Source organism: uncultured Gimesia sp., assembly GCF_937919775.1.
In the GTDB taxonomy this organism is placed as follows: Bacteria; Planctomycetota; Planctomycetia; order Planctomycetales; family Planctomycetaceae; genus Gimesia.
In genome coordinates, this window is sequence record NZ_CALFPF010000087.1 from 1 (window position 1) to 6,011 (window position 6,011).

3 protein-coding genes and 1 tRNA gene are annotated in these 6,011 nt (G+C 53.5%); all 4 read right to left on the reverse strand.

Annotated features, from left to right (window positions below; translation table 11 throughout):
- Positions 1 to 404: 404 nt before the first annotated feature.
- Positions 405 to 479, reverse strand: a tRNA-Pro gene (locus Q0294_RS02265).
- A gap of 133 nt (positions 480 to 612) precedes the next feature.
- A complete protein-coding gene (locus Q0294_RS02270) occupies positions 613 to 2,100 on the reverse strand; it encodes a DUF1501 domain-containing protein (protein ID WP_299460501.1) in 1,488 nt (495 codons plus the stop codon).
- Positions 2,101 to 2,114: 14 nt separating this feature from the next.
- Entirely contained in the window at positions 2,115 to 5,015 is a 2,901-nt protein-coding gene (locus Q0294_RS02275) for a DUF1553 domain-containing protein (protein WP_299460503.1), read from the reverse strand.
- 66 nt (positions 5,016 to 5,081) lie between these two features.
- A complete protein-coding gene (locus Q0294_RS02280) occupies positions 5,082 to 5,777 on the reverse strand; it encodes a GntR family transcriptional regulator (protein WP_299460505.1) in 696 nt (231 codons plus the stop codon).
- Positions 5,778 to 6,011: the final 234 nt, after the last annotated feature.

Sequence of the window (6,011 nt, forward strand, 5' to 3'; positions counted from 1 at the left end):
CGATCACAGCCCGGTTCTGGTCACTGCCGAGCCAGTTACTGAACTGATCCCGGAGAGTACCAAAGGGCCTGGGCATCTACGACGCTGTTTCCTACCTCAGCGAAGCGATCAAGAATTCGATCCTCGGGTCTGGTGTAGGCTGGAGCTGCCGCCAATCAACGGGGCGGGAGTTCGTGACGGCGAGCTTGACATTAAGGAGAGAACGTTGTCGTTCGTAGGGTCGTCAGGATCGCGTGCAGGTTTTGGTGAGGCGTCTTAGAGGATTGAGCTGAGTGATCGTTTCATGACCGCTCAGCTACCATTCGTCTTCCCAAAGGTATCACCTAGGGTATCACCAGTGATTTTGCAAAAAAGGTATCACCGCTGTGGTGTCGTAAGTCTTTGTCTCGTAGCGATTTAAAAAGTCGGGGCGACACGATTCGAACGTGCGACCTCTGCGTCCCAAACGCAGCGCTCTAGCCAAGCTGAGCTACGCCCCGCAACTTAATCAGAGGCACAGTTTAGAGAGACATCCAGAACGCGTCAATGGTTCGGCGTACTCTCTTACTAAAATATGCCACGGTAATCCCTGATCCAAGTGTGGATCTGAGGATATTTAAGACTTCATCAGCATTAAGCCAGGATTTCTTTAATCAAATTGCCGTGTACGTCCGTCAGACGGCGATCAATGCCATTATTATAATAAGTCAATTTGTCGTGCTGAAATCCGAGCAGATGCAGGGCGGTCGCGTAAAAATCCCAGACGGTCGTCGGATTCAGCTCGGCCCGGCGTCCGAATTCATCGGTGGCACCATAGCTGGTCCCCCCTTTGATGCCGGCGCCCATCATCCAGCAGGTGAACCCGTCCGGATTGTGATCGCGGCCCAGTGTGCCCGCCTGATGGGTGGGCATGCGACCAAATTCGGTCGTCCACAAGATCAGCGTTTCATCCAGCAAACCACGTTGCTTCAAGTCGGTTAACAAGGCGGCGGTCGGCTGATCGAAAATCGGGCAATGCCGTTCGTAGTCGGCTTTGAGCGTTTTATGCGCGTCCCAGTTCAACAGACCATCTACGCCCGAAGCTCGCGAAGAACAATACAAATTCAGATAACGCACGCCCCGTTCCAGAAACCGCCGCGCGAGCAGACAGTTGCGTGCATAAGCGGCTTTTAATTTGTTCGGGTCGCTGGTTCCATACTGGTCGTGAATCGATTTCGGCTCGGACGCGAGATTCGAAACTTCGGGAGCCGAGAGCTGCATCCGCGCTGCCAGTTCGTAAGCTTCGATACGCGCCTGCAAGTCCGAATTGCCGGGCCGCTGGTCGGCGTGCCTTTGATCGAGGAACTTTAAAAAGTCGCGGGTCGCCTGTTCTTCTTTTGGAGAGATGCCGTTGGGAAGCTTCAGATTGCGAATCGGAGACTGTGCGTTCATGACAATCGCCTGATGCTGTGCGGGCAGATAACCGTTGCTCCAGTTGGCTTTTCCGTTCGGGGGTTCGCCGCGAATATCAGGAATCGCGATATACGCGGGCAGATTCTCATTTTCACTGCCCAATGCATAACCCAGCCACGCGCCGGCACTGGGATGCCCTTCGGTATCGTGGCCCGTATTCATGAAAACACAACCGGGGCCGTGCGTGTTGGTTTTCGTCGTCATCCCATGCAGAAAAGCGATATCGTCAACGTGCTGCGACATGTGCGGCAGTATGCTGGAACACATCTTGCCACTCTCACCCGCCGGCGTGAAAGCCCACGGGCTTTTCATCAGGTTTCCGTTTTTCCCCTGAAAGCTGAGGAAGTTTTCTTCGCCGGGCAACGGTTTGCCGTGATATTTTTCCAGGCTTGGTTTGTGTTCCCAGAGATCCATATGCGAGGCGGCACCGGGGCAGAAGATCTGCAGCACCCGTTTAGCTTTGGCGGGAAAATGCGTTGCGTTGACGCCGGGCTGCCAGTCTTTACTGTTCTTTGAACCGCTCGCCTTCGTGGCGGCTGAGAGATCGTTGAGTAACAGACTTGTCAGACCGAGGCCCGCCATTCCGGTATAGACGTTGGAAAAGAACGAACGTCGTGAATGCACCTGCTGCAACAAACGTCGGGTCGAGTTATCAAAGGGATTTAACATGCGGCTTCACCACTTCAATCAAGATAAATCAGTTCATTGGAATTAATCATCGCGCGACAAAAAGCTTCGAGTCCGTTCGCCGCGATCAACGCTCGGGCCGCCTGCTGTTCCTGTGCAATGGGAGGCCGGGCGTACAAAAGACGAAACGCACGATCAATTTGCTGATCGACGTTTTCGGCGCCGGCCTCACTTCTCAGACGTTCTGCCAGAAACCGGGAAAGGTCCAGCGTAAATTGATGGTTCATTAACGTGAGTGCCTGTAACGGCGTCGTGGTCACATTCCGTTTGGATGCGGCAAACGCATTATCAGGGCAGTCGAAATCGGTCAGTAAATCGATGCCGGCCGCTCGCGCATTCTGATGATAAACGGCCCGACGATACGTTTCCGGTCCGAATGTTTCGCGGGGGACATACGTGGCGACGTTATCCTGCAGGTATTCGTACAGGCGAAAACCAGGGCCACCCATTTTGAGATTCAGTTTTCCGGAAACCGAAAGCAGCGTATCCCGGATTTCTTCACCCGACAGACGACGAGGCGGAAACCGCCAGAGGAAACGAGAATCGGAATCAATGCGGGCTGCGTCTTCGCGGAACGTACTGGCCTGCTGATAGGTTTCGGACAGCATAATCTGTTTCTGAATGTCTTTCAGCCGCCAGCCATTTTCCTGAATTTGAATCGCGAGCCAGTCTAATAACTCGGGATGCGTCGGTCGCGTTCCCATGTAACCGAAGTCGCTGGGCGTTGAAACAATGCCGGTGCCAAAATGGTAATGCCAGAGCCGATTCGCAATCACGCGCGGCGTGAGCGGATTTTCTTTCGCGACCAGCCAGCGGGCCAGCGCCAGACGGCGTTCCCCCTGCGGTGCGGTTGCCTCCAGTTGATACCCTTTCGTGACGTTGCCGAGTGTGGTCATGCTGGCGGGAACGACCTGCTCTCCTTTACGCTGCGGATTCCCGCCGACGAAAATGTGGAACGGGCCATTCACCTGGCTGTGATTGCCCACCCACCAGGAGGGTAATGTCGGGATGGCGGCCAGTTCGCGATCGGTCTTGACGATGTCTGCATTAATTTGGCTGAGCTGCTTACGTTCTTCGGGCGTTGATTCCAAATCAAATAACCGTTTGCGGCGATGACCTTCGTTGACCGGTTTGCGATTTTTTGAAGAGGCGACTTCCTGCCAGGTCTTGCCATCCTCAGAGACTTCGAGCTTGTATTCCGCCACGAAAGTCGCTTTGTAGTTACTCATGGCTGCTCCCGAACGATCGCTGGAGAAGACAATTTTGTTGATCGTTTCCGGTTGCGCGAGTTCAATCGTGAGGTCCGGGCTACCGGCAATCCAGCAGGCGCCGATTTTCCCGTCAATCGTTAAGTTTACATCGTAAGCGCCGGCGAAATCACCGGCGGTACGACTGTTGGCCCCTTTGGCGGTCCCTCCATTTTTCGCGAGGGCGACATTCTTGGGAGAATCTCCGGCCGTCCAGACTTCGAATTCGTCCACACGATGACCGGTGGTCGCCCGCGGATTCGTATCCAGCCCCTGTGACGTCATTCGTACAAATTTAGCAGACACCGGTTCGAACGTATCTTCCACTCCGGTTCGCTTGACTGGTTCACGCACCCACGTTTTTTCATATTCGGCCGCTTGCTGTTCCGCTCTCGCCTGAATCGTACCTTCGATTTTTGATTTCTCTTTCTGCAGTTCTGCTTTGCGGGCTTCGAGCGGTTTGATTTTCTCTTCCCGTTTTTGTTTTTCTGCTTCAGTTGCCACGATGCGCGTTCCGTGAAACACGCCGGAAAACGTGGCGTACAGGCTGTAGTAATCCTGCTGCATCACCGGGTCGAACTTATGATTGTGACAGCGACTGCAGCCGACGGTCAGTCCGAGAAAAGCTTCGCCTGTGGTGCGAATCATATCGTCGATCGTATTCGCGCGAATCTGGGCCTGCTGTACCGGGTCCTGATTGCCGACGTTATCGTACGGGCCGCATACCAGAAATGTAGTGCCAACTTCGACATTCGGATCGCCTTTGCCGATCACATCGCCGGCCAGATGTTCGGTCACCAGTTGATCGAAGGGCTTGTCGTCATTGAATGACTGAATCACATAATCGCGGAACGGCCAGGCATTGTCGATGATCACGTTGCGTTCGAAGCCGTTACTCTCGCCGAAGCGGACAACATCCAGCCAGTGGCGACCCCACTGCTCTCCATAGCGGGGCGAATCTAACAGCCGGTCGATCAGTTTTTCGTAGGCATCGGGTGAAGAATCTTGTTCAAAGGCGGCGACTTCTTCCGGCGTGGGAGGCAATCCGGTCAGGTTATAGGTGGCCCGTCGAATCAGGGTTCGTTTTGAGGCGCGGGGCGAAGGTAACAGATTTTTCTCCTGTAACTTCGCGGCGATGAATTGGTCGATGGGATGTTTCTGCCACGCCTCGGGCAGGTCTTTTGTGACCGGTGGTTTGTTGTGGGCCAAAGGCTGGAGCGACCACCAGTTCAGATCGGCTTTGGATTTTTCCTGCAGTTTCACCTGCTCAGGCCAGACGGCGCCCTGTTGAATCCAGCGGGTAACGAGTGCGACTTCATCCGCTGAGAGCGGCTTCGCCCCTTTGGGCATTTCCGCCTTGCCGGTCTGGGAGTCGACATGAATCACTTCCAGCAGATAACTCTCGTCCGGTTTGCCCGGCGTGAGAAAACCTTTCTCTTTCAATGCGTGCATCGAAGCCAGTGAGAGTTCCCCTTTTTCATTGCCCGGATTGTGGCAGCGAATGCAGTGTTCCACGATGAGCGGTGCGATCTGTTTTTCGAAATCAACGCTGGTTTTCGCTTCGGACGTTTTTCCGGTAGCCGGCAAGAGTAGACTGAGACTGGCGAAAAATATGCCGGTCAGGCCGACTCGGGTAATCAAACATCGCATCACTGGATTTTCCTCAACTGATTCTGCTGCGTTTCTTAGAAGTCCATCGATTACTAAATTTGCTGATTACGTCTTTTCCTGTTGAAACAGATCGCGTTCCAGTCCGACAGCGGACTGCAGCAAATGGTCATGCATGGCCTGGGCGGCTTGCTCCGGGTCACCGTCTGCCAGAGCCTGGACAATGCGCAGATGCTCTGTGTTTTCTTCCATGTGCTTATAGTCTTTGACATTCTGACGTTTACTGTGCCGAACCTGCCTTAAAGTACGATATAAAACACGATAACGATTGATTTCATGCGAAAGTCGATCACTGCCACACGTGCGATAAATCAGCTCGTGCAGATAGTCGTCCCATTCCTGTGTCGTCTCTGACCATTCCACAGTTCGTTTCGCGGTGGAAAGCTCGCTGAAAATCTGTTCGAGCCGGGATAACTCGTGCGGCGTGATATGACCGCAGGCACACCGGGTCGCTTCGCTTTCAAGAATCCGTCGCACCTGACAGATTTCGCGTAATTCTTTCGCACCAAAATTCCGGAGCACCGCCCCTCGATTGGGAAAGATTTCGACAATGCCGATTCCCTCCAGCTCAACGAGGGCCTCGCGGACGGGGGTAGCGCTGACATTCCATTCTTTCGCCAACGTCTGCACCGTCATGCGCTGGTTTGGCTGATACTTACCCTGGAAGAACCTGGTCAGCACCTGTTGTACGAGGGTCTGCCTGCGGGAACCATGCATTAATTCTTTGGAGACAACTGCGGCCATTTCTGATTACTCATTCAGTTGAAGAAAATGAAATCACCAACCTTGATTGTATATAATATCACCTTATTTAATATAATAAGGCGGTTCCAGATCCAAGTCCACCCAATAAACTACAGTAAGTCTAGTTTGATGGGTTATGATTGGAGTTTCCAGCCTGTTACCGGGTTTATTGTAGCGTCGCCAGGGCCATTCGGACCGAGCATAACAACTCGGATGATACTATGCGCTCTTTGT